The following is an 18,567-nucleotide window of genomic DNA, read 5'->3' as shown; positions in this document are numbered from 1 at the left end:
TTGAGGGGCTGTGATGTTTATAGATTTTGCAATGTACACGGCCTTGGGCCTTGCCCTTGGGGCGCTGGGCGGGTTGTTCGGGATCGGTGGCGGCTTGATCGCGATCCCGGTGTTGGGTTTGTGGTTTGGTCTGGACCAGCAAATTGCCCAGGGCACCGCGCTGGTGATGTCGGTTCCTAACGTATTTCTGGCGCTGTACCGCTACAACCAACGCAACAAAATTGACCTGCGCCAGGCATTGCCGCTGGTGTTGATGAGTTTTTGTTTTGCCTGGCTGGGCGCAATGCTTGCGGTTGGCGTCGATGCGCGGCTGATTCGCTGGGGCTTTATCGTCTTTTTGCTGTGCATCACGCTGTACAACCTGATCAAGCTCTATAGCTCGCCCGCGCAACCGGTGGCCGGTTCGCGCTATGGCTGGCCCTGGTACGGGGTGCTCGGCGCGCTGGCAGGCACCACGGGCGGGCTGTTTGGGGTCGGCGGCGCAGTGGTCGCGGCCCCGGTGCTCACCAGCGTGTTTGGCACCACGCAAGTGATGGCCCAAGGTTTGTCGCTGGCGCTGGCGGCGCCCAGCACGGCGGTCACATTGCTGACGTACGCGGTGCACGACGAAGTGAGCTGGCTGATGGGCATCCCCATGGCCATCGGCGGTCTGCTGAGCATCAGTTGGGGCGTCAAGCTGGCGCATGCGCTGCCAGAGCGCATGCTGCGGGGAATGTACTGCGCCTTTTTGCTGCTGTGTGCGGCGTTGCTGGCTATTAAAGCTTAAAGCCTTCGACGATGTACTCGGCAAAACACTCAATAATCGGCGAGGCCGCGCTGTTGTGTTTGCGCAGCAGCACGATGCTGGCAGACGGCAACTGGGGCAGGTTTTCTGCCTCGCCAATGATGCGCAAGTCTGCTGGCAGCAGGCTTTGCAACTGGGCCGTCACCGCCAGCCCGGTGCTCACCACTGCATTGATCGCCGACAGGCTGGCGCTGGTGTAGGCAATCCGGTACTCGCGCTGCGCCATGTCCAGAGCATTGCACGCCCAAGTGCTGCAAAAACAGTCGGTATTGAACATGGCCAGTGGCATGGGCGTGCGTTCGTGGGGGGCGAAGCCTTCGGCGACCATCCACACAAAGCGCTCCTGACGCAGGATCTGCCCGGTCTCCGTGCCGGGCTCGCGGCTCACAATGGTCAGGTCCAGATCGTTGCGCTGTAACAGCAGCACGGATGGCTCGCAATGCACCTCGACGTTGATCAGCTGATAGTCCTGGGCAAAGCGCGACAGGATGCCGGGTAAAAAACGCATAACGTAATCGTCCGGCGAGCCGATTTTCACGTTGCCAACCATTTTTGGCAGGCTCAGCGTATTGAACACTTCACTGTGCAGCTTGAGGATGCGCCGCGCATACCCCAGCAGCACCTGACCTTCTGGCGTGAGGCTGACTGTACGGCCATCGCGCTGGAACAGCGTGCAGTGCAGCACGTCCTCTTCCAGGCGCTTCATTTGCATGCTCACCGCCGATTGCGTGCGATTGACCGCTTCTGCGGCACGGGTAAAACCGCCGTGATCGGCAATCGCAGCGAAAGTGCGCAGCAAGTCAGTGTCGATACTCGGAAAACCGGCCATTCATCAATCTCGCAAATGGGTCGCATAAGAAACATTCGTTGGATTGATCTTATGCCTGGGCAGAGACTTGAGCCATCCCCCAGGAGGCTCAGGTGATGAAAGGTCTAAAAGAAAATGCGTGGATGGCGCGTATTGCGCGTTGGTATCAACTGTCCCGCGAGCGGGCGGCGCTGCGGCGAATCAGTGATGCGGGGCTCAAGGATTTGGGCTTGAGCCGGGCAGACATCGAAACCGAAAGCTATCGCCCGTTTTGGGATGATCCGTTGAAGAAGTGAGTTAGAGCAGGGCCTTGTGGGAGCGGGCTTGCTCGCGATGTCATCCACTCGATTTAGCTGAAAAATAGAGTCGTCTGCATCGCGAACAACCTGCCTCGTACGGTTTTTAGCGCTTAACCTGCTTCAACGTTTCGGCAATCAGGAACGCCAGTTCCAGCGACTGATCGGCGTTCATGCGCGGGTCGCAGTGGGTGTGATAGCGATCTGACAGGCTGTCTTCGGTGATCGGATTGGCGCCGCCAATGCACTCGGTGACGTTCTGCCCGGTCATTTCGATGTGAATCCCGCCGGCGTAGCTGCCTTCGGCTTCATGTACCTGGAAGAACTGCTTCACTTCGCCAAGGATCTGCGCGAAGTCGCGGGTCTTGTAGCCGCTGCTGGCCTTGATGGTGTTGGCGTGCATCGGGTCGCAACTCCACAGCACTTTTTTGCCTTCGCCTTCGACGGCGCGGATCAGTTGCGGCAAATGGTCGCCGACCTTGTTGGCGCCCATACGCACGATCAGGTTAAGACGGCCCGGATCGTTGTCAGGGTTGAGGATGTCGATCAGGCGGATCAATTCCTCGGTGTTCATGGTCGGGCCGACTTTAACCCCGATCGGGTTGTTCACGCCGCGCAGAAACTCCACGTGGGCACCGTCCAGCTGGCGGGTACGGTCGCCAATCCACAGCATGTGTGCCGAGCAATCGTAGTAATCGTTAGTCAGGCTGTCGCGGCGCACAAAGGCTTCTTCGTAGTTCAGCAGCAACGCTTCATGGGCGGTGAAGAAGCTGGTTTCACGCAGTTGCGGCGAGCTGTCCATGCCGCAGGCGCGCATGAAGGCCAGGGTTTCGTCGATACGGTCGGCCAGTTGGCTGTACTTTTCTGCCAGCGCCGAGTTGGCGATGAAGTCCAGGTTCCACTTGTGCACCTGGTGCAGGTCGGCAAAACCGCCCTGGGCAAAGGCGCGCAGCAGGTTCAGGGTTGCGGTGGACTGGTGATAAGACTGCAACAGGCGCTCTGGATCAGGCACGCGGCTTTTTTCATCGAAACCGATACCGTTGACGATGTCGCCGCGATACGCCGGCAGCGTGACGCCGTTGATGGTTTCATCGTTGGCCGAGCGCGGCTTGGCGAACTGGCCCGCCATGCGCCCGACTTTGACGACCGGGCAGCCCGCCGCGAAGGTCATGACAATGGCCATTTGCAGTAACACCTTAAAGGTGTCGCGAATCTTGGCTGCCGAAAACTCTGCAAAACTTTCAGCGCAATCGCCGCCCTGCAACAGAAACGCCCGACCTTGGGTGACCTCGGCAAACTGACGGCGCAGTTCGCGGGCTTCTCCGGCAAACACCAGTGGCGGGTAACTCGCCAGGCTTTGCTCGACCCGCAACAAGTGGGCCGCGTCAGGGTAGTGGGGTTGTTGCTGGATCGGCAGGGCGCGCCAGCTGTCAGGGCTCCAGGGTTGGCTCATCGCAGACTCTAGTGTCGAAAGGGGATGGCGCATGTTAGCAGCAATTAGTGCGTGACCTGTTGCGTTGCAATGGCCGACAATCGTGCCTTTGCGCTCGGCATCGAGTGGTGGTTTTTAGCGCGCTGGCCGTGTGTGCCGGGCGCGGCGAGGAGAGGCAATGTCTGAGGAGCGCATAGAGCGCCTGCTCGCTGAAGTCCATGATGACTTCGGCATGATTCGAGTGTTTGAAGTGGAAGACTACCGCTTCCTCGAATTTGGCGATGCGATCGAGCAGAGCTGCGTGTTCACCACGGACCCCAGTTGGCTGGAATACGACTACACCCGCGCCATGCTGATTGGTGCCTTGTGCCATGAAGCGCCAGAGAGCGCCCTGTTTCTGGGGTTGGGTGCCGGGACGCTGACTCAGGCCTGCCTCAAGTTTTTGCCTCTGGAAGACGTCGAAGCCATTGAACTGCGCCCGGATGTACCGCGCCTGGCCATTGAGCACTTGGGGCTGGACGACGACCCGCGGCTGTACATTCGCATTGGTGACGCGGTGGAGCTCTTGCCCAGCGCCGAGCCTGCCGACCTGATTTTCGTCGACCTTTACAACGACCTGGGGCCGGCGCCTGGTCATTTGGCCTGGACCTTCCTGGAGAACTGCCAGAAAAAACTCCAGCCCAACGGCTGGCTGGTGATCAACCAGTGGGCCACCGACGACGGCAAACCGCTGGGCGCCGCCTTGTTGCGGGGCTTGTTCCATCGTCACTATTGGGAGCTGCCGGTCAAAGAGGGCAACGTCATCTTGCTGGTGCCCGACGATCTGGATCAGGCGCTGGACATTGACGCACTGACCGCTCGCGCACAGGCCCTGGCGCCGCGTTTGGGTTATTCGCTCGAAGCGTTGATCAAGGCTATTCGCCCTGCGACCTGAAGCGCCACGGTGAATCGTTTTAGCGACAGGCCCGTAATTGCCGGGCCACGCCCCGTTTTGCGAAGCCCAAATTATCGCAAAAGCCCGGTCTACAGAGGCTTGCAGACGATCGACTGTTAAAAAAGCGCTTTTTTTTTGTGATAAATCCGGTATAGTGCGCGCCGGCCTTTAGCCGGGCCACGTTTAGGTGTTGCACTTCCCGAAGTACGCTTCGGCTGCTCGTCCGTTTCGCGGACTACCCTGAACGCTCCATTCATTTAACGTTTTCGCAAATCCCCGCCGACAAAGCAGCCAGGGCGACTCTTGTAGTCTTACACGGCATGCGCAGCTTTGGAGCATGGGTCTTTGCGGATGCACTTAGAGGCAGACCCATGACCCAGGAAACCGGCGGCTTCGCCGCTTTTGATCTTAACCCGAACATTCTTGCAGCCGTCATCGCGACTGGCTACGAAGAGCCTTCGGCTATTCAGCAGCAATCGATCCCGATCATTTTGGCCGGTCACGACATGATTGGTCAGGCGCAAACCGGTACGGGTAAAACCGCCGCCTTTGCCCTGCCTATCCTCAATCGCATCGATCCTGCAAAGCGCGAACCGCAAGCCCTGATCCTGGCGCCAACCCGTGAGTTGGCGCTGCAAGTAGCAACCGCTTTCGAAACCTACGCCAAGCAAATGCCTAGCGTTAACGTTGTGGCCGTTTACGGCGGCGCGCCCATGGGCCCACAACTGAAAGCAATCCGTAATGGCGCACAAATCGTTGTTGCCACTCCGGGCCGTCTGTGCGACCACCTGCGTCGCGACGAAAAAGTATTGGCGACCGTGAACCACCTGGTTCTCGACGAAGCTGACGAAATGCTCAAGCTGGGCTTCATGGATGACCTTGAGGTGATCTTCAAGGCTTTGCCTGCTACCCGTCAGACCGTATTGTTCTCGGCCACCTTGCCGCAGTCGATCCGTGCCATTGCCGAGCGTCACCTGCGTGACCCGCAGCACGTTAAAATCCAGACCAAGACTCAGACCGTTACCGCGATCGAACAGGCTCACCTGTTGGTTCACGCTGACCAGAAGACCTCGGCTGTATTGAGCCTGCTGGAAGTTGAAGACTTCGACGCGCTGATCATGTTCGTGCGTACCAAGCAAGCTACCCTGGACCTGGCCAGCGCCCTGGAAGCCAAAGGCTACAAAGCCGCTGCGCTGAACGGTGACATTGCCCAGAACCAGCGTGAGCGCGTTATCGACTCCCTCAAAGATGGCCGTCTGGACATCGTTGTGGCGACTGACGTAGCCGCTCGTGGCCTTGACGTTCCACGTATCACCCACGTGTTCAACGTTGACATGCCTTACGATCCAGAGTCCTACGTTCACCGTATCGGCCGTACTGGCCGTGCCGGTCGCGAAGGTCGTGCACTGTTGCTGGTGACTCCACGTGAGCGCCGCATGCTGCAAGTGATCGAGCGTGTAACCGGTCAAAAGGTTGCTGAGGTCCGCCTGCCGGATGCTCAGGCAGTCCTTGATGCCCGCATCAAGAAACTGACCAACAGCCTGGCGCCACTGGTTGCTGATGCTGAATCGACTCACGGCGACCTGCTGGATCGTCTGACTGCCGATATCGGTTGCAGCCCGCGTGCGTTGGCCGCTGCTCTGTTGCGCAAAGCCACCAACGGTCAGGCTCTGACCCTGGCAGCTATTGAGCGTGAGCGCCCGCTGGTGCCGAACAGTGCTCCACGTGAGCGTTCGGAGCGCAGTGGCGACCGTCCAGACCGTGGTGATCGCGAGCGTCGTGCTCCGGCTCCATTGGCTGAAGGCCGTGCTCGTTGCCGTACCGCGCTGGGTGCGCGTGATGGTATCGCTGCCAAGAACCTGCTGGGCGCTATCCTCAACGAGGGTGGCCTGGCACGTGAAGCAATCGGTCGCATTCAAGTGCGTGATAGCTTCAGCCTGGTAGAACTGCCGGAAGAAGGCCTGGAAAAACTGCTGGCCAAGCTCAAAGACACTCGTGTCGCTGGCAAGCAGTTGAAGCTGCGTCGCTACCGCGAAGATTAATCACAGCGTGCTGTGATTGATCACTAAAAAATCCCCGACTGGTTCGGGGATTTTTTTTGCCTGCGGTTAAAGGTGCGATTGATCCCTCGATCAGGGGGGTGGGAGCGGGCTTGCTCGCGATTGGATCGACTAGGTGCAACTGATGTACCGAGTTGTTTGCATCGCGAGCAAGCCCGCTCCCACAGAGGTTTGGCGCATCATTATCCAAACCGGTAGATGTCCATCCCCAGTGCGCCCAAGGTCCAGCCCTGATGCGCAATGCTGAACGGGCCGCCCGCGCCCCGGGCAAAGTACAGCGGCAACAGGTGTTCATCGCTCGGGTGGTTTTTGGCGGCGAACGGCGCCTGTTGCCGGTACTGGTGCAAAGCTGCCGCATCGTCGGCGGCGAGCTTTTCAATCATCCAGTCACGAAACGCTTTGGCCCATGGTTCGACGCTTTCCGGGCCCGCCTGCCAGTCCAGCTCGCGCAGGTTATGGGTGATGCTGCCGGAACCAATAATCAAGATCCCCTCGCTGCGCAAGCTTGCCAGCGCCTGACCCACTTCATTCAAGCCCGCAGGGCCCGATTGGCTGGGCAGCGACACCTGCACCACGGGAATGTCGGCTGCCGGGTACATCAATGACAACGGCACCCAGGCGCCATGGTCGAAAGGGCGTTTGGCATCCAGTTGCGCTGGCAGGCCGTGTGTGGCCAGTAGTTGCACGATCCGTGCGGCTAGAGCGGGATCGCCCGGCGCCGGGTATTGCACGGCATACAGCGCACGTGGGAAGCCACCAAAGTCATGCCAGGTCTCTGGCGCAGGGTGGCTGGCAACCCGCAGGTCGGCGCTTTCCCAGTGAGCCGAAAGCAGCACGATGGCCTTGGGCTTCGCAAATTGCGCGGCGAGGCGCTTCAAGGCCGGGCCGCTTTCACCGGGTTCCAGTGCCAGCATCGGAGAGCCGTGTGAAATGTACAGGCTAGGCAGCATGGTGAGGGTCCTCAAGGTTTGGATGCGCCATCTTCAACCTGATCATTGATCTAAATCCAATATAAGTTTTAGTGCTTATCTATCGAATTTAAAGGTTGGTTCAGCGCCCTTAAGCAGGCGTGTCGGCAATATCCGAACAGCAGGCACAAAAAAGGGCGACCGAAGTCGCCCTTTTGAGTAAGCCCGTAGCGGTTAGCCACGACGACGCAGTGCGTCGATACGTTCTTCCAGAGGCGGATGGCTCATGAACATCCGCGCCAGGCCTTGCTTCAAGCCGCCATTGATACCAAAGGCAGACAAGGTGTCCGGCATGTGCACCGGCAGGCCTTGCTCGGAGCGCAGGCGCTGCAGGGCGCTGATCATGGCGCCAGTCCCGGCCAGGTGAGTACCGGCTTCGTCAGCCCGGAATTCGCGTCGGCGCGAGAACCACATCACGATGGCGCTGGCCAGGAAGCCCAGTACCAGCTCCGCGAAAATGGTCGCGACATAGTAGGCAATGCCACGGCCTTCATCGTTCTTGAAGATCACTTTGTCGACGAAATTGCCGATGATGCGGGCAAAGAACATCACAAAGGTGTTCACCACGCCTTGCACCAAGGCCAGGGTCACCATGTCGCCATTGGCGACGTGGCCGATTTCGTGAGCCAGTACGGCTTTCACTTCATCGGGCGAAAATCGCTCAAGCAAGCCCTGGCTAACCGCTACCAGCGCATCATTTTTATTCCAGCCGGTGGCAAACGCGTTGGCCTCGTAAGCAGGGAAAATCCCCACTTCAGGCATTTTGATCCCGGCTTCGCGGGACAGTTGTTCAACGGTTTGCATCAGCCATTGTTCGTGGCGTGTACGAGGTTGAGTGATCACCTGGGTGCTGGTGCTCATTTTCGCCATCCATTTGGAAATGAACAGCGAGAACAAAGACCCTGCAAAACCAAAGACCGCACAGAACACCAACAGCTGATTGAGGTTCAGATCAACCCCGTTGGCCGCCATGAACCCGTTAAAGCCGAACAGGCTCAGGGTGATGCTGGCAATCAGCACGACCGCCAGGTTAGTGGCCAAAAACAGCAGAATGCGCATCATGGTTGTAAGAATCTCCTCGTCTTAAGGGTGTTGCCGCATGCGGGTATATAAGGTGCTGCCTCAGGCTATTCAACCAAGTGACTATTTCAAACTGTGTCCTACAGGTCGAATTGAGCGCGGCGCCAGATATTTCCTAATATGAATGGACCCTTTATTCAGGCAAAAGTCAGGCTCAAAGCCAATAAATTAAAGGCCTTGCCAGGTTTTAGGTTTTTCGGGTGTGCAGGAAAAGTCGGGAAAGCTAACAAATGAAGATTCTTTCAGTGGACACATGCTGTGCGACTTTTCATTTGTCGCACAGCATGTTCGGAAATTACTGACGGTAGGTCTTCAGAAAGTTACCGATTCGACCGATGGCCATGTCCAGTTCGTCGACGCGTGGCAGGGTCACCACACGGAAGTGGTCCGGCCAAGGCCAGTTGAACGCGGTGCCCTGGACCACTAGCAGTTTTTCCGAGAGCAACAAGTCCAGAACGAATTTTTCGTCGTTGAGGATCGGGCAGACTTTCGGATCAATGCGTGGGAAAGCGTACAGCGCGCCCATGGGTTTTACGCAACTGACGCCAGGAATGTCGTTAAGCAGTTCCCAGGTGCGGTTGCGCTGCTCCAGCAGTCGCCCGTTGGGCAGCACCAGATCATTGATGCTCTGGTAGCCGCCGAGTGCGGTCTGGATGGCGTGCTGGCTGGGCACGTTGGCGCACAGGCGCATGTTGGCCAGCATGTCGATGCCTTCGATGTAGCTCTGGGCGTTTTGCTTGGGGCCGGAGATCGCGATCCAGCCGGAACGAAAGCCCGCCACCCGGTACGATTTGGACAAACCGTTGAAGGTCAGGCAGAGCACGTCCGGGGCCAGCGAAGCGGTGCAAATGTGCACGGCGTCATCGTAGAGGATCTTGTCGTAGATCTCGTCCGAGAACACCACCAGGTTGTGTTGGCGTGCCAGTTCGAGCATGCCCAGCAACACTTCCTTGGAGTACACCGCGCCCGTCGGGTTATTCGGGTTGATGATCACCATGGCTTTGGTGTTCGGGGTGATCTTGGCCTTGATGTCTTCAAGGTCTGGCCACCAGTTGGCTTGCTCGTCGCACAGGTAGTGCACCGGGTGGCCACCGGCCAGGGTCACGGCAGCGGTCCACAGCGGGTAGTCCGGCGCCGGCACCAGCACTTCGTCACCGTTGTTGAGCAACGCTTGCAGCGACATCACGATCAGCTCGGACACGCCGTTGCCCAGGTAGATGTCTTCAATGCCGACACCTTCGACCTGCTTTTGCTGGTAGTACTGCATCACCGCCTTGCGCGCGCTGAACAGGCCTTTGGAGTCGCTGTAGCCCTGAGCAGTTGGCAGGTTGCGGATAACGTCCTGCAGGATTTCGTCCGGCGCTTCAAAACCAAAAGGTGCCGGGTTGCCGATATTCAGCTTGAGGATGCGTTGGCCTTCCTCTTCCAGACGTTTGGCGTGCTTGAGCACTGGGCCGCGAATGTCATAACAGACGTTGGCGAGCTTGTTTGATTTGCTGACCTGCATGGCGATGGGATCCCGAAAATGAACGATCCAGGCAAGGTGGGCACCTGTGCACTGGGAAATTCTGCGTTGGCGAACACCGCTAGGCTTCAAGAATCCGTTTGAATGCTTACAGAGCGGGTGCCAGACTGGCGCATAACGAGGCGCAATCATACGTGCCACCCGCCCCCTGGAAAAGCCACCGGTCGGGGTTTTTCAGTTGCAGAGGTAGAACCATGGAAAAGTTGAACAAAACCCTGGACGAATGGAAGGCCATGCTCGATCCGGAGCAGTACAACGTGTGCCGTCTTAAAGGCACCGAGCGACCGTTTTCGGGTAAATACAACGGCACCAAAACCGATGGCGTTTATCACTGTATTTGCTGCAATGAACCGTTGTTTGATTCGCGCGCCAAATTTGATTCGGGCTGCGGCTGGCCCAGCTTCTATGAGCCCATTGGTGCGAGCGCGATGGTAGAAATCCGCGACGTGAGCCACGGCATGATCCGCACCGAAGTGGTGTGCGCCAAGTGTGATGCGCATTTGGGTCACGTATTCCCCGATGGTCCGCCGCCGACCGGGCTACGCTACTGCATCAATTCGGTGTGCCTGGACCTGGTTCCACGTGCTTGATGCCCATTCCTTGAGGTGCTGTCATGACTGATACATTGCTCACAATTCCCTGTACCACCCTCAGCGGCGAGCAAAAGACTCTGGCGGATTACTCGGGCAAGGCCGTGCTGGTGGTGAATACCGCCAGTAAATGTGGCTTCACCCCACAGTACAAAGGGTTGGAGGCGTTGTGGCAGCAATACAAGGATCAGGGTCTGGTGATTCTTGGCTTCCCCTGCAACCAGTTTGGCCAGCAAGAACCGGGGGATGAAGCAGAGATTTCAGAGTTCTGCGAAGTGAACTTTGGTGTGACCTTCCCGCTGTTCAAAAAGGTCGAGGTCAATGGCAACAACGCGCACCCGCTGTTTGTCGAGCTGAAAAAGCGGGCGCCGGGGGTGTTGGGTTCGGAAGCGATCAAATGGAACTTCACCAAGTTTTTGATCGGCCCGGACGGCAAAGTCGAGCGCTACGCCCCGGCCACCAAGCCCAGCGCCCTCAAGGCCGATATTGAGAAGCTCCTGAAATAACCTTTGTAGGAGCGAGCTTGTCTCGCGATCTTTTAAAGATCAAGAGATCGCGAGGCAAGCTCGCTCCTACAAATTGAACTGCCCGTAGCAGTTGACGAGCCTTGCGAGGCTACGTCCGGCTTGTAGCCGCTGCCGAGGTACGAAGGCTGCGATGGGTAGCGAAGCTGACCCAACCAAGATCAACAGATCGCGAGGCAAGCTCGCTCTTATTAAACATAAAATAAGTAATTGATTCCTAAGGCCTTGTAGGAGCGAGCTTGCTCGCGAGCTGTTGATCTTGATCTGGCTTGTGATCTTGATCTAAGAGGCCCCGTTAAACCACGCTGGCCGAACGCAGGTTTTGCGCAGAGGGTAACCCGGCAGGACGCCGGGTTAGCCGCGACACGGCCAGGGATGGCCGATCGCGGCGGGCCCACGGAGCAAGGCCTGTGGTGAGGGCATGCCGAGCCTAAGCGAGGCACCGAGGGGTTGGGGCAAAAAGCGTTTGGCCACTTTGCGCTTTTCAAAGTGGCACGGCGTAAGGCCGGAACCCTAAGTGGCCGTTGCCGCAGCAATGGATATGTACAAAAAATCAAGAGCCCCCTCACCCTAGCCCTCTCCCGAAGGAGAGGGAACCGATTGGGGGATGCTGAAGATATTCGCTGTCCTGTTTGCTGCGCGACAGCGCGGCGTCGAAGACGGGGCGGCCGCTCCTACAGATCTTTCACGGGCACCCAGCTTTCCAGCAGCGCCGCGAGTTCTTCGCGTCGAAACGGTTTTGCCAGGTAGTCGTTCATCCCTGCCGCACGGCAGCGTTCGCGCTCTTCGGGCATGGCATTGGCGGTCAGGGCCACAATCGGCAGGTCTGGCCAGCGGCCGCTCTGGCGAATCCTTCGGCTGGTCTCGTAGCCATCCATCACTGGCATGTTGCAGTCCATCAGCACCAGGTCAAAGTAGCTGTGCTCCAGTTGCCCCAGGGCTTCGCCACCATGGGCCGCTATCACCACCTCGCATCCCAGTTTGCTCAGCATGCCCTTGGCCACCAATTGGTTGACCGGGTTGTCCTCGACCAGAAGTATCCGCGCGCGGTGCAGCACCGGGTCGCTGCTGACCGGGAGGCTGGGACTTTCGTCACCTTCTTTTTGCAACAAATGCTGCACCGACTGGTACAGCGCCAGGCGCGACAGGGGGCGGGCTTTTTGTTGCAGCGGGGCGAGGGCGTTGACCTGGTCGCCGGGCATAAAGTTGCCATAGGCGGTGACCAGCAAAATAGGCGCGCTGATGGCCGGGCGCAGTTCGGACAAGCATTCCGAGCAATCGGTGATCAGCAACTCGGTGTCGACGCCCTCCAGGGATTGCCCCAGTGAGTAGCGTTCATACTCCAGCCCCCACAGCGGCAGGTAGTTGCTGAGCAGTTCGCTGAGGCCGCTGCTTGAGGCGCTCACTGCAATGACCCGCCCGTTAAGCGGTTTGAAGGGGATTGCCGGGGTGTGGCAGGGCAAGGGCAGTTCGGCGCAGAACTGGCTGCCAAAGCCGATCTCGGAACTGATGGTCAGCCGCCCCTGCATGGCTTCGCACAGGCTGCGGGTCAGGGCCAGCCCCAGGCCGGTGCCGCCAAACTGGCGTGTGATGCCGGCTCCCGCCTGAGTGAACGGGCGAAAAATACGCGCTTGGGCTTCTTGGGCGATACCGATTCCGGTGTCGCATACCTCGATATGCACCAGGTCGTCGTGCCGGCTCAAGCGCACATCGACACGGCCAAAGCGGGTGAATTTGAGTGCGTTGGAGAGCAAGTTGCTGACGATTTGCCGCACGCGGGTCGGGTCACCCATGACCAGTACCGGGAAGGCCGGGTCGATCAGGCACGTCAGTTCTACGCTGGGCGCCGCGTTCTGCGAGAGCAGCTTGGCGGTGTCTTCAATCAGCGTGCTGAGGTCGAATGCAATGTGTTCCAGCTCTAATTGGCCGGCGTCGAATTTGGACAGGTCAAGGATGTCATTGAGCAGTTCGACCAGCACTTTGCCCGAGTCGTGGGCAATCGACAGTTGTTGATGCTGCTCGGCGTTCAGCGGGCCGTCCAGGCTCAGGGCGAGCATGCCCAGCAGGCCGTTCAAGGGGGTGCGAATTTCGTGGCTCATATTGGCCAGAAACGCAGCCCGGGCCTGGGCCATTTCAAGGGCGGTGCTGCGGGCGGCTTCCAGCTCTTCGTTGGAGTGGCTCAGACGGATGTTGCTGGCCTCCAGCTCCTGGGTGCGCGCCGAAACAATATTCTCCAGTTGCGCGAGGTATTCGGTGAGGCGGTTTTCAGCCGCGCGGCGTTGCTCTATTTCACGGGTGACGGCATCAAACTGCTGATTGGTCGCATCGACCAAGACCCCGATCTCGTCATCTTTATGGCCCGGCGGGCATTGCACGCGCGAGGGGTTCGGGTGGCCCGGCTTGGTGTTGCTCAGTTCACCAATGACGCGCACCAGCGGGCGGGTCAGCATGACGTAAAACAGACCGAGCAGAATAAAGGTCAGCAGAAAGCTGCGGGCAAAACCGCTGAGCAAGGTGACTTCGGCGCGTTGCAAAAAGCGCGCACCAAAGGGGTAGGTGTCCACCTCAAGGTGCAACTCACCCACGCTTTGTTCGGGTAAATGATTGAAATACAGCCGGTCGTCGAAGTTTCGGGTGTCACCAAACAAAAAATCGCTCAGGGCACGATAACGCCCGCCATCAGGAGAGTCGCGAACCTGCGCGAGGGTGTTTTTGTCGTTATCACTGATCTGCACGCCGGTGATGGCTGGCGAGCGCAGCAGCCCCATGGCCAGCTCTTGGGCGAGTTCTGTATCTAGGTTGTAGGCAATGCGCGACGCCGGATTGTGACTGATGTCCAGCAGGGATTGGATTTCCCGGTTGATGGCAGCGTTTTCACTGGCATAATCGATACCGATTTGCACCAGGCTCAGCATTGTCCCCAGAGCAAACCCGACCAGCACTGTCAGCCTTGCTTGCTTGAAAGACAGACGATGGGTGAATTTTATGTCCATTGGGTGCTGCACCTGTTCCCATTCCCTTACCGGTCGCAAGAATAGTCGAAGTGTGGGGTAACTTGTTGGTGGGCGTGCGGTTTTTTCAATTACCCGAATCGTCCTACACGTCGAATGAACGTTCAGCGTCTGGCGTATCAATGCGCAATCACTGTGCAGCTGTTTGTGGAGATGAAATGGATCCTAAACTGAGTGCTTTTCTGGAGCGCGCCGAAGCCGTTCTGGCTCGCCTTGAGCCTTTGTTGCCAGCGACTCGCCAGGCGATTGAATGGGATAACTGCCTGGCTGCACGCTGGCAGCGTGATGGCCGTACGGGGTATTTGCTGGCGTTGGACGTCAGCCTGGAAATGCGCCTGACTGACTTGATCGGCGTCGACAAGCAACTCGATCAACTGGGGCGCAACACCAAACAGTTTCTTGATGGTTTACCGGCTAACCACGCCTTGCTGTGGGGCTCACGCGGGACCGGCAAGTCTTCACTGATTCGCGCCTTGCTCGCTGAATATGCGGGCGCAGGGTTGCGGCTGATTGAAATCGAGCGTGATCACCTGGCGGACCTGCCGCGGGTGGTCGAGCAGTTACAAGGTTTGGCGCAGCGTTTTGTGCTGTTTTGCGATGACTTGTCCTTTGAGTCGGGTGAGAGCGATTACCGGGTGCTGAAGAGCGTGCTTGATGGCTCGCTGGAACAGGCACCGGACAACGTTCTGCTGTACGCCACGTCGAACCGTCGGCACCTGGTGCCCGAAAAAGAGAGCGACAACGAAAACTGGAAGAACGTTGACGGTGAACTTCACCCCAATGAAGCCGTGGAAGACAAGATTGCCCTGTCTGACCGTTTCGGGCTCTGGCTGTCGTTTTATCCGTTTACTCAAGAACATTACCTGAGCGTGGTTGAACACTGGATCAACGTGCTGGCCAGTAAGGCCGGGCTGCAGTGGCAACGCGATCAGGCGCTGGATATTTTGGCCGTGCGCTGGGCAACCGGACGCGGCAATCGTAATGGCCGCTGTGCTTATCAGTTCGCGCGCTACTGGGTTGGTTTGAAATTGTTGGAGCAGACGAATGATTGATTTAAACGCCACCGGCGAGGGCCTGGACGGCTACGCACTGCTGAAGGCTCAACTGGAGTCTTTGCTGGCCGATGAGCGGGACTTTATTGCCAACGCCTCACAGTTTTCCGCGTTTTTGTTTAACCAGCTTGAAGACTTGAATTGGGCCGGGTTTTACCTCAACCGCAACGAAGAACTCGTACTCGGGCCGTTCCAGGGTCAGATCGCCTGCGTCCGTATTCCGTTTGGCCGTGGTGTGTGTGGCACCGCCGCGGCCACCCGGCTGACCCAGCGCGTTGAAGATGTGCACGCATTCGCCGGGCATATCGCATGTGACAGCGCTTCGAACAGCGAATTGGTCGTGCCGTTGATCAAGGACGGCCGCTTGATCGGTGTGCTGGACCTGGACAGCCCGAGCATTGGCCGCTTCACCGAGCAGGATCAACAGGGCATTGAAGCGCTGGCGGCGATTTTCTTGCGTTTGAGCGACTGCTGATCAACGCAGCATCCGTCAGCTGACGCCCGCCTTGAGCAGCAGTTCGTCGACATTGACCGGGTCGATTTGCTGCGGCTCAAGGTAGCGGCGGGCGTACTGCATAAACACTTGCTCGCGCATAAAGAGCTCAAACAAGGGCGGATCTATGTGCCCGTCCAGGCACATGCCCGCCATGATCTTCAATGCCTCACTCAAGGTTTTGCCCCGCTTGTAAGGCCGGTCCGAGGCTGTCAGGGCCTCGAAAATATCCGCAATCGCCATCATCCGCGCCGCCAGGCTCATTTCGTCCCGGTTCAAGCGTTTTGGGTAACCCTTGCCATCCATCCGTTCATGGTGCCCACCGGCAATTTCGGCAATGTCGCCCAGATAGCTGGGGAAGGGCAGACGGCTGAGCATGAGGATGGTTTGCACAATGTGATTGTTGATGATGTAGCGCTCTTCAGCGGTCAGCGTGCCCCGGGTGATGCTCAGGTTGTAAAGCTCGCCGCGATTGAACTTGTGCTGCGGCACCTCCAGCTTGAACCCCCATGGGTTATCGCTGGCAATCAGTTCTGATTCATTGCGCGCAAACACATGCTCAGGCTTGTCAGCCAGCAGCCTTTCAGTCACCGGCAAGCTCTGCTCTTCGCGGGTTGCCTGGCGCTTGTTTTCTTCCCATGACACACCCAGCCGGTCATCCAGAGTGCGGGTCCAGGTTTGCCGGGCAATGCTGTCCAAACGCTGTAGATCGGCCTCAGCCATGGCTTCACCGCCGACATTGCTGCGGGCGACAAAAGCAAAATCATCATCCAGCTCGGCCAGACGGGCGTCACGCTGTTGCGCCAAAGACGGTTCGTCACCGCCGTTGGCCAATGCTTGCCAGTAGTTGATCCACGCATCGCGCTTGAGCACTTCAAATCGGGTACGAATTTCGTGTATGCGGTCGTACAGAGTTTCAAGTTTGGTGGCTTTGTCGACCACGTATTCTGGGGTCGTGACTTTGCCGCAATCGTGGAGCCAGGCGGCAATGTGCAGGGCTTCCCACTCTTCTTCGGTAGGTTTGTAGTGGGCAAACTGCGGGCTTTGGTCCTGTTCAGCGGCCTTGGCCAACATAAAGGTCAGTTCCGGAACCCGCTGGCAATGGCCGCCGGTGTACGGGCTCTTGGCATCGATGGCCCCGGCCACCAATTGAATAAAGGCATTGAGCAACTGTTTTTGGCGCTCTTGCAGGCGCTGGCTCTCAATCGATACCGCCGCCGCCCCGGACACCGCTTTGATAAAGGCAATGCGTTCTGCGCTGAGCGGTTCCTGTTCGGCATGGGGGTCGCTGTTGTTGAGGATCAAGGCCAGCACCCCCACGGTTTCGCGGTGACGGTTATGCAGCCGAATACCGATCACATGGATGTTTTGGCTGTCGAGCTCGCGCATCACCGGTGCCAGTTCGCCCGCGTGTTCGAGGTCGAGGGTGCACACCACGCTGTCCTGACCTTGGCTCAGGTTGCGCAGCCATTGCGGGGCTTGATCGCTTTGCGGGTTGATCACGGCATGGGCCAGGGTGCCGAGGTCGTACGGTTGGTCATTGATGATCAGGCCTTTAAGTTCCAGGTCGGCACTGTCGTTTTCAGTCAGGTAGATCAAACCTGCCTGAGCCTGGCCAATCTTGATCATTTCAACCATCACCGACTGCAGGAGTGGCTCAAAGCGGGTGTGCGCCGAGAGGCTGGCAGTGATCTCAAAGAAACTGGCGAGGGTTTCTTTCATTCGCCGCATCGATACGGCCAGTTGATGGATCTCCAGCACGGGGGACTGCTGCTGCAGCGGGTAATTGAAATCGAAGCTGCGAATCGCGTTGGCTTCCTGCACCAGACCTTTCAGCGGTTTGACCAACAAGCGCGAAGTCATCCAGCCCAATGGCAAGCACAGCAGCAACATTGCCAACGCCACCAGCGTGCCTTGCCAGCGCAGCCGATAGGCGTCGGCCAGCAACTCGTCCTCCGGCACCATGAGCGCCAATTGCAAACCGTTGGAACCGCCATCCTGCACCTTGGCCAACGACACGATCCATTGGCGCTGGCCGTCATCAAGGTGGTGATTGGCGTCTGCGCCCTGGTTGATCAAGCGCTCCAGGGCCGGATTGAGGGACGTGACCTTGGCCAATTGCGTGGGACTTTCTTCGCTTAACAGCTTGGCGGCGTCCGGGTACGCCACCGCCTGACCGCTCCCATCGAACAGGACGATTTGCGTGCTGGGGGTTATCAGGTGTTTGGCGAGGGTACTGGACAGCTCAGACAGCGTCAGGTCGGCGGCGATCACCGTCTTGGCCGAGCTGCGCTTGGACAGGGTGGTACCGATTTCGCCGGTGGAGAAAAACAAGTAGGGGCTGGTGGTGGATTGATCAATGCTGGCATGGCTTGGGATATACCAACTGCGCTTGCGCGGGTCGTAGCTGTCATTAATGGCGGTGCGCTGTGCCAGCAACGTTAACGACTCGTCATAAAAAAGCTTGGTTGATTCGGTACCCAAGGGTTTGCCCGAACGTTGCACGGACCACACCTCATAGGCAGCTTGGGCGGGGGCTTTTTGGCGATTTTTGATCGCCTCTGTGCGCAAAGGGCGGACCTGGAAAAAATTGCCCTGATTGTCGCCCATATACAGCGCTGACAATGCCGGGTTGTCATCCAGTGCCTGGACGAAGGTGGGGAGCAGCTCCATCCGTGCATCGAATTGATCGGTCTGCACCGCCGGGTTGCGCGCCAGCAAGTTCAAAGTGTTGCGCAGCGGCTGATAGGTGTTCAGCAGATCCAGCTGCACATCCTGCTCGATCTGGTCGAACAGCTTCTGGCTGCTGTCGAGGATGATGCGGGTGTTTTGCAGGTAATTGAAAACACCCAGTGCGACGCCCATCAGGAGCAGCAGTAAGGTGAACACCACGCTGATATGAATATGCAGCGGGAACTGACGCTGACTGGCGGGCACGGTAAAAGGCATGACATGTCTCCGTAAGCATCAGGGCGCTGATGCCTGTAAGCATAGTAAGCCGTGGCCAATC

At 58.2% G+C, this 18,567-nt stretch carries 15 protein-coding genes; 8 read left to right on the top strand and 7 right to left on the bottom strand.

Annotation, left to right across the window (positions count from 1 at the left end):
• Positions 1-13: 13 nt before the first annotated feature.
• Entirely contained in the window at positions 14-766 is a 753-nt protein-coding gene (locus tag TU84_RS09285; RefSeq protein ID WP_048368747.1) for a sulfite exporter TauE/SafE family protein, read from the top strand.
• Here TU84_RS09285 and TU84_RS09280 read toward each other — a convergent pair.
• Positions 756-1,613: a LysR family transcriptional regulator gene (locus TU84_RS09280; protein WP_048368746.1), complete on the bottom strand. Its 858-nt coding sequence runs from the start codon at positions 1,611-1,613 to the stop codon at positions 756-758. The two genes, TU84_RS09285 and TU84_RS09280, sit on opposite strands and share 11 nt — an antisense overlap.
• Before the next feature lie 95 nt (positions 1,614-1,708).
• Here TU84_RS09280 and TU84_RS09275 point away from each other — a divergent pair, with 95 nt between their 5' ends.
• Positions 1,709-1,888: a DUF1127 domain-containing protein gene (locus TU84_RS09275; protein ID WP_048368745.1), complete on the top strand. Its 180-nt coding sequence runs from the start codon at positions 1,709-1,711 to the stop codon at positions 1,886-1,888.
• A gap of 106 nt (positions 1,889-1,994) precedes the next feature.
• Here the strand turns inward: TU84_RS09275 and TU84_RS09270 are convergent, their stop codons facing one another.
• Positions 1,995-3,341, bottom strand: coding sequence for a class II 3-deoxy-7-phosphoheptulonate synthase (locus tag TU84_RS09270; RefSeq protein WP_048368744.1), 1,347 nt, complete (start codon positions 3,339-3,341; stop codon positions 1,995-1,997).
• Between the two features lie 157 nt (positions 3,342-3,498).
• Here TU84_RS09270 and TU84_RS09265 point away from each other — a divergent pair, with 157 nt between their 5' ends.
• A complete protein-coding gene (locus tag TU84_RS09265; RefSeq protein ID WP_048368743.1) occupies positions 3,499-4,254 on the top strand; it encodes a spermidine synthase in 756 nt (251 codons plus the stop codon).
• A gap of 371 nt (positions 4,255-4,625) precedes the next feature.
• Positions 4,626-6,296 (top strand): DEAD/DEAH box helicase, encoded by a 1,671-nt coding sequence (locus tag TU84_RS09260; protein ID WP_048368742.1) that lies wholly within the window; start codon positions 4,626-4,628, stop codon positions 6,294-6,296.
• Positions 6,297-6,496: 200 nt separating this feature from the next.
• On the opposite strand, the gene TU84_RS09255 is transcribed toward TU84_RS09260, so the two are convergent.
• The 3 genes from TU84_RS09255 to TU84_RS09245 form a co-directional block, all read right to left on the bottom strand.
• Positions 6,497-7,264, bottom strand: a complete 768-nt coding sequence (locus tag TU84_RS09255) for a DODA-type extradiol aromatic ring-opening family dioxygenase (protein WP_048368741.1) — start codon at positions 7,262-7,264, stop codon at positions 6,497-6,499.
• Positions 7,265-7,456: 192 nt separating this feature from the next.
• Positions 7,457-8,344, bottom strand: a complete 888-nt coding sequence (gene htpX, locus TU84_RS09250; protein ID WP_048368740.1) for a protease HtpX — start codon at positions 8,342-8,344, stop codon at positions 7,457-7,459.
• A gap of 313 nt (positions 8,345-8,657) precedes the next feature.
• On the bottom strand, positions 8,658-9,869 hold the full coding sequence (locus tag TU84_RS09245) for a pyridoxal phosphate-dependent aminotransferase (RefSeq protein ID WP_048368739.1): 1,212 nt from the start codon (positions 9,867-9,869) through the stop codon (positions 8,658-8,660).
• A gap of 212 nt (positions 9,870-10,081) precedes the next feature.
• On the opposite strand from TU84_RS09245, the gene msrB reads away from it, so the two are divergent.
• Complete coding sequence (gene msrB / locus TU84_RS09240; RefSeq protein WP_048368738.1) at positions 10,082-10,477, top strand: peptide-methionine (R)-S-oxide reductase MsrB; 396 nt, start codon at positions 10,082-10,084, stop codon at positions 10,475-10,477.
• 23 nt (positions 10,478-10,500) lie between these two features.
• Complete coding sequence (locus TU84_RS09235) at positions 10,501-10,983, top strand: glutathione peroxidase (protein ID WP_048368737.1); 483 nt, start codon at positions 10,501-10,503, stop codon at positions 10,981-10,983.
• A gap of 692 nt (positions 10,984-11,675) precedes the next feature.
• Here TU84_RS09235 and TU84_RS09230 read toward each other — a convergent pair.
• On the bottom strand, positions 11,676-13,994 hold the full coding sequence (locus tag TU84_RS09230) for a response regulator (RefSeq protein WP_048368736.1): 2,319 nt from the start codon (positions 13,992-13,994) through the stop codon (positions 11,676-11,678).
• A 176-nt stretch (positions 13,995-14,170) separates the two neighbouring features.
• Between TU84_RS09230 and TU84_RS09225 the strand changes: the two genes are divergently transcribed.
• Positions 14,171-15,064: an ATP-binding protein gene (locus TU84_RS09225; protein ID WP_048368735.1), complete on the top strand. Its 894-nt coding sequence runs from the start codon at positions 14,171-14,173 to the stop codon at positions 15,062-15,064.
• Complete coding sequence (locus TU84_RS09220) at positions 15,057-15,539, top strand: GAF domain-containing protein (RefSeq protein WP_048368734.1); 483 nt, start codon at positions 15,057-15,059, stop codon at positions 15,537-15,539. Before TU84_RS09225 ends, TU84_RS09220 begins: the two co-directional genes overlap by 8 nt.
• Before the next feature lie 15 nt (positions 15,540-15,554).
• Here the strand turns inward: TU84_RS09220 and TU84_RS09215 are convergent, their stop codons facing one another.
• Positions 15,555-18,506, bottom strand: coding sequence for an HD domain-containing phosphohydrolase (locus TU84_RS09215; RefSeq protein ID WP_048368733.1), 2,952 nt, complete (start codon positions 18,504-18,506; stop codon positions 15,555-15,557).
• Between the last annotated feature and the right edge of the window lie 61 nt (positions 18,507-18,567).

Origin of the sequence: Pseudomonas helleri (genome assembly GCF_001043025.1) — a bacterium.
GTDB lineage: Bacteria > Pseudomonadota > Gammaproteobacteria > Pseudomonadales > Pseudomonadaceae > Aquipseudomonas > Aquipseudomonas helleri.
This window is presented reverse-complemented; position numbering and strand designations above follow the sequence as displayed.

Bases quoted from the DNA above. Each gene is read 5' to 3' on its own strand.
- msrB (WP_048368738.1), top strand. From the start codon at position 10,082: ATGGAAAAGTTGAACAAAACCCTGGACGAATGGAAGGCCATGCTCGAT.
- TU84_RS09285 (WP_048368747.1), top strand. From the start codon at position 14: ATGTTTATAGATTTTGCAATGTACACGGCCTTGGGCCTTGCCCTTGGG.
- TU84_RS09275 (WP_048368745.1), top strand. From the start codon at position 1,709: ATGAAAGGTCTAAAAGAAAATGCGTGGATGGCGCGTATTGCGCGTTGG.
- TU84_RS09260 (WP_048368742.1), top strand. From the start codon at position 4,626: ATGACCCAGGAAACCGGCGGCTTCGCCGCTTTTGATCTTAACCCGAAC.
- TU84_RS09215 (WP_048368733.1), bottom strand. From the start codon at position 18,506: ATGCCTTTTACCGTGCCCGCCAGTCAGCGTCAGTTCCCGCTGCATATT.
- TU84_RS09280 (WP_048368746.1), bottom strand. From the start codon at position 1,613: ATGGCCGGTTTTCCGAGTATCGACACTGACTTGCTGCGCACTTTCGCT.
- htpX (WP_048368740.1), bottom strand. From the start codon at position 8,344: ATGATGCGCATTCTGCTGTTTTTGGCCACTAACCTGGCGGTCGTGCTG.
- TU84_RS09255 (WP_048368741.1), bottom strand. From the start codon at position 7,264: ATGCTGCCTAGCCTGTACATTTCACACGGCTCTCCGATGCTGGCACTG.
- TU84_RS09220 (WP_048368734.1), top strand. From the start codon at position 15,057: ATGATTGATTTAAACGCCACCGGCGAGGGCCTGGACGGCTACGCACTG.
- TU84_RS09270 (WP_048368744.1), bottom strand. From the start codon at position 3,341: ATGAGCCAACCCTGGAGCCCTGACAGCTGGCGCGCCCTGCCGATCCAG.
- TU84_RS09245 (WP_048368739.1), bottom strand. From the start codon at position 9,869: ATGCAGGTCAGCAAATCAAACAAGCTCGCCAACGTCTGTTATGACATT.
- TU84_RS09225 (WP_048368735.1), top strand. From the start codon at position 14,171: ATGGATCCTAAACTGAGTGCTTTTCTGGAGCGCGCCGAAGCCGTTCTG.
- TU84_RS09265 (WP_048368743.1), top strand. From the start codon at position 3,499: ATGTCTGAGGAGCGCATAGAGCGCCTGCTCGCTGAAGTCCATGATGAC.
- TU84_RS09230 (WP_048368736.1), bottom strand. From the start codon at position 13,994: ATGGACATAAAATTCACCCATCGTCTGTCTTTCAAGCAAGCAAGGCTG.
- TU84_RS09235 (WP_048368737.1), top strand. From the start codon at position 10,501: ATGACTGATACATTGCTCACAATTCCCTGTACCACCCTCAGCGGCGAG.